We start from the raw sequence: 5,611 nt of genomic DNA, 5'->3' as shown, positions 1-5,611 counted from the left end.
AAATGAACCGAGGGCCGCCCCCTGGTTGTGGGGGTGGCCCTCGGTTGTGTGGTGTGTGTCCGGCGGTGTCCTACTCTCCCACCCCGTCTCCGGGGCAGTACCATCGGCGCTGAAGGGCTTAGCTTCCGGGTTCGGAATGGGACCGGGCGTTTCCCGCTTCGCTGTGACCGCCGGAACGTTATGGGAATTGTCAATCCGTGTGTACCCGCCACACACGCCCCTGGCCGTGCACCCCCGCCTTGTGTGGTGGGGTGTGGGTGGGTGTGTGTGGGGTGTCCGGACCGTATTCCGGGAACCGTATAGTGGACGCGTTTGATCGCAGGGTTTTGTGTGTGTCACCAGCCCGCCGCGTGGCGGGGTGGTGGGTGTGTGTCAAGTCCTCGGCCTATTAGTACCGGTCAGCTTCACGCATTTCTGCGCTTCCACGTCCGGCCTATCAACCCAGTGGTCTAGCTGGGGGCCTTACCCGGTTAACCCGGTGGGAGACCTCATCTTGAAGCAGGCTTCCCGCTTAGATGCTTTCAGCGGTTATCCCTTCCGAACGTAGCTAACCAGCCGTGCTCCTGGCGGAACAACTGGCACACCAGAGGTTCGTCCGTCCCGGTCCTCTCGTACTAGGGACAGCCCTTCTCAAGTCTCCTGCGCCCGCAGCGGATAGGGACCGAACTGTCTCACGACGTTCTAAACCCAGCTCGCGTACCGCTTTAATGGGCGAACAGCCCAACCCTTGGGACCGACTACGGCCCCAGGATGCGACGAGCCGACATCGAGGTGCCAAACCATGCCGTCGATATGGACTCTTGGGCAGGATCAGCCTGTTATCCCCGGGGTACCTTTTATCCGTTGAGCGACAGCGCTTCCACAAGCCACTGCCGGATCACTAGTTCCTACTTTCGTACCTGTTCGACATGTCTGTCTCACAGTCAAGCTCCCTTGTGCACTTGCACTCGCCACCTGATTGCCAACCAGGCTGAGGGAACCTTTGAGCGCCTCCGTTACTCTTTAGGAGGCAACCGCCCCAGTTAAACTACCCACCAGGCACTGTCCCTGATCCGGATCACGGACCGAGGTTAGATATCCAGTACGACCAGAGTGGTATTTCAACGTTGACTCCACAACCACTGGCGTGGCTGCTTCACAGTCTCCCACCTATCCTACACAAGCCGAACCGAACACCAATACCAAGCTGTAGTAAAGGTCCCGGGGTCTTTCCGTCCTGCTGCGGGTAACGAGCATCTTTACTCGTAGTGCAATTTCGCCGAGTCCGTGGTTGAGACAGTGGGAAAGTCGTTACGCCATTCGTGCAGGTCGGAACTTACCCGACAAGGAATTTCGCTACCTTAGGATGGTTATAGTTACCACCGCCGTTTACTGGCGCTTAAGTTCTCAGCTTCGCCCCGAAAGGCTAACCGGTCCCCTTAACGTTCCAGCACCGGGCAGGCGTCAGTCCGTATACATCGTCTTGCGACTTCGCACGGACCTGTGTTTTTAATAAACAGTCGCTTTCCCCTGGTCTCTGCGGCCATCAACGCTCCCACCGCGAAGGTGTTCACGAATCAGGCCCCCCTTCTCCCAAAGTTACGGGGGCATTTTGCCGAGTTCCTTAACCACGGTTCACTCGATCGCCTTAGTATTCTCTACCTGACCACCTGTGTCGGTTTAGGGTACGGGCGGCAATGACACTCGCTAGAGGCTTTTCTCGACAGCATAGGATCACCCACTTCGCCACAATCGGCTCGGCATCCAGCCTCGGGCGCTACTGTGGCGGATTTACCTACCACGGCCCTGCACTGTTACCCCGGGACAACCATCGCCCGGGATGGGCTACCTTCCTGCGTCACCCCATCACTTGTCTACTACCGGTTCGGGTCCCACGCTCCCCCACCACACACCCCGAAGGGTGAACGGCAGGTTCGGGTGGTTAGCATCACCGGGGTCAACATGGTCGCGTCACCACCGGTACGGGAATATCAACCCGTTGTCCATCGACTACGCCTGTCGGCCTCGCCTTAGGTCCCGACTCACCCAGGGCGGATTAGCCTGGCCCTGGAACCCTTGGTCATTCGGCGGACGGGTTTCTCACCCGTCTTTCGCTACTCATGCCTGCATTCTCACTCGTGTAGCCTCCACAACTAGCTCACGCTGCTGCTTCCCCGGCCACACGACGCTCCCCTACCCAACCACACACCTGAACCACAACCCGCAAGGGGCCGCAGCTGGGCTATAGTGTGATTGTCACAGCTTCGGCGGTGTACTTGAGCCCCGCTACATTGTCGGCGCGGAATCACTTGACCAGTGGGCTATTACGCACTCTTTAAAGGGTGGCTGCTTCTAAGCCAACCTCCTGGTTGTCTGTGCGACTCCACATCCTTTTCCACTTAGCACACGCTTAGGGGCCTTAGCTGGTGATCTGGGCTGTTTCCCTCTCGACTACGAAGCTTATCCCCCGCAGTCTCACTGCCACGCTCTCACTTACCGGCATTCGGAGTTTGGCTGACGTCAGTAACCTTGTCGGGCCCATCGGCCATCCAGTGCTCTACCTCCGGCAAGAAACACGCGACGCTGCACCTAAATGCATTTCGGGGAGAACCAGCTATCACGGAGTTTGATTGGCCTTTCACCCCTACCCACAGGTCATCCGCCCACTTTTCAACGTAGGTCGGTTCGGGCCTCCACGCGGTCTTACCCGCGCTTCACCCTGCCCATGGGTAGATCACTCCGCTTCGGGTCTAGAGCATGCGACTAGAAACGCCCTATTCGGACTCGCTTTCGCTACGGCTACCCCACACGGGTTAACCTCGCCACACACCACTAACTCGCAGGCTCATTCTTCAAAAGGCACGCCATCACAACCCCACAAGGAGACTGCTCTGACGGCTTGTAGGCACACGGTTTCAGGTACTATTTCACTCCCCTCCCGGGGTACTTTTCACCATTCCCTCACGGTACTGATCCGCTATCGGTCACCAGGGAGTATTTAGGCTTACCAGGTGGTCCTGGCAGATTCACACGGGATTTCTCGGGCCCCGTGCTACTTGGGAGAAGAACTCCAGAGTCGCTACCTGACGTCTACGGGGGTCGCACCCTCTACGCCAGACCATCCAAGATCTTTCAACTTCAGCAGCGATTTATCACTCCTGGCCAGCGCGGCAGCACTGACACAGTTCAACCCCACAACCCCGCACACGCAACCCCTGCCGGGTCTCACACATGCACGGTTTAGCCTCATCCGCTTTCGCTCACCACTACTCACGGAATCACTGTTGTTTTCTCTTCCTGTGGGTACTGAGATGTTTCACTTCCCCACGTTCCCTCCAACCACCCTATGAGTTCAGGTGGAGGTGACGGCACATGACTGCCGCCGGGTTTCCCCATTCGGACACCCCCGGATCATAGCTCGGTTGCCAACTCCCCGGGGCTTATCGCAGGCTCCCACGTCCTTCATCGGCTCCTGGTACCAAGGCATCCACCGTGTGCCCTTACTAACTTGACACAACAAAACACACAAAAATGAAGATGCTCGCGTCCACTATACAGTTCTCAAAACACGGGCAGGACAACCAACCACCACCCCAGTCACACACCACCACCCAACACGAGCGACAGCGGATACTGGAACCAGCCGGCCCCACACCAACCAAAGAAACCAACCACCAACAGCGGCCGATCCCTCAGGACCCAACAACGCACCAAGCCGACCACCACACCCCCACCCACCACGGGCAGAAAGCATGACAGCCGAATGTTGACGTTCCATCCATCGAGCAACCACCCACACAACACTCGTGCGCGGCATGGCCCCCACAACCCCCCAACACAAAGAAGAAAGGGCTGTTAGAGAAGCTCCTTAGAAAGGAGGTGATCCAGCCGCACCTTCCGGTACGGCTACCTTGTTACGACTTCGTCCTAATCGCCAGTCCCACCTTCGACCACTCCCCCCGGACAAGCCGGTTAGGCCATGGGCTTCGGGTGTTACCGACTTTCATGACGTGACGGGCGGTGTGTACAAGGCCCGAGAACGTATTCACCGCAGCGTTGCTGATCTGCGATTACTAGCGACTCCAACTTCACGGGGTCGAGTTGCAGACCCCGATCCGAACTGAGACCGGCTTTTTGGGATTCGCTCCACCTCACGGTATCGCAGCCCTTTGTACCGGCCATTGTAGCATGCGTGAAGCCCTGGACATAAGGGGCATGATGACTTGACGTCATCCCCACCTTCCTCCGAGTTGACCCCGGCAGTCTCCTATGAGTCCCCACCATAACGTGCTGGCAACATAGGACGAGGGTTGCGCTCGTTGCGGGACTTAACCCAACATCTCACGACACGAGCTGACGACAGCCATGCACCACCTGTACACGGCCCTAAAAGGACCCGACATCTCTGCCGGATTACCGCGTATGTCAAGCCCAGGTAAGGTTCTTCGCGTTGCATCGAATTAATCCGCATGCTCCGCCGCTTGTGCGGGCCCCCGTCAATTCCTTTGAGTTTTAGCCTTGCGGCCGTACTCCCCAGGCGGGGCGCTTAATGCGTTAGCTACGGCACGGACCCCATGGAAGAGGACCCACACCTAGCGCCCAACGTTTACGGCGTGGACTACCAGGGTATCTAATCCTGTTCGCTCCCCACGCTTTCGCTCCTCAGCGTCAGTACCGGCCCAGAGACCCGCCTTCGCCACTGGTGTTCCTCCTGATATCTGCGCATTTCACCGCTACACCAGGAATTCCAGTCTCCCCTGCCGGACTCTAGCCTGCCCGTATCCACCGCAGACCCGGAGTTAAGCCCCGGGCTTTCACGGCAGACGCGACAAACCGCCTACGAGCCCTTTACGCCCAATAATTCCGGACAACGCTCGCACCCTACGTATTACCGCGGCTGCTGGCACGTAGTTAGCCGGTGCTTCTTCTGCGCCTACAGTCACCCGAAGGCTTCGTCGGCGCTGAAAGAGGTTTACAACCCGAAGGCCGTCATCCCTCACGCGGCGTTGCTGCATCAGGCTTTCGCCCATTGTGCAATATTCCCCACTGCTGCCTCCCGTAGGAGTCTGGGCCGTGTCTCAGTCCCAGTGTGGCCGGTCGCCCTCTCAGGCCGGCTACCCGTCGTCGCCTTGGTAGGCCACTACCCCACCAACAAGCTGATAGGCCGCGGGCCCATCCTCAGCCGATAAATCTTTCCACACACAGACCATGCAGCCGTGTGTCGTATCCGGTATTAGACCCAGTTTCCCAGGCTTATCCCAGAGCTAAGGGCAGGTCACCCACGTGTTACTCACCCGTTCGCCGCTCGAGTACCCCCGAAGGGGCCTTTCCGCTCGACTTGCATGTGTAAAGCACGCCGCCAGCGTTCGTCCTGAGCCAGGATCAAACTCTCCATTAAGGTTCATATAGACACCCCACCCACAAAAGGGCAAGGCACCAAACCAAAAGAAGAAAAACAATCCCAGCAAAACAACAAACCCCCCACAAACAAGAGGCCTGCTGCTCTACCAAAGGAAAATAACCTCACGAACCCACACCCCAAAAAGGAGCACAAGCCCGCAAAACGAGGCCAAACAAACAATTGGCATCAACATTCAAACTTGGCACGCTGTTGAGTTCTCAAGAATCGGAC

Annotated in this window: 3 rRNA genes; all 3 read right to left on the bottom strand. The window is 57.9% G+C overall.

The annotated features are described in order from the left end of the window. Positions 1–57 precede the first annotated feature (57 nt). Positions 58–175: ribosomal RNA gene (gene rrf / locus G1H11_RS24890) — 5S ribosomal RNA — on the bottom strand. 193 nt (positions 176–368) lie between these two features. After that, positions 369–3,493, bottom strand: a 23S ribosomal RNA gene (locus tag G1H11_RS24885). 358 nt (positions 3,494–3,851) lie between these two features. Continuing rightward, positions 3,852–5,377, bottom strand: a 16S ribosomal RNA gene (locus tag G1H11_RS24880). The 16S, 23S and 5S rRNA genes sit together here, the layout of an rRNA operon. Positions 5,378–5,611 lie beyond the last annotated feature (234 nt).

This window comes from Phytoactinopolyspora alkaliphila, from assembly GCF_010550695.1.
In the GTDB taxonomy this organism is placed as follows: domain Bacteria; phylum Actinomycetota; class Actinomycetes; order Jiangellales; family Jiangellaceae; genus Phytoactinopolyspora; species Phytoactinopolyspora alkaliphila.
The sequence above is the reverse complement of the archived record's forward strand: the minus strand, read 5'-3'. Positions and strand labels throughout refer to the sequence as shown.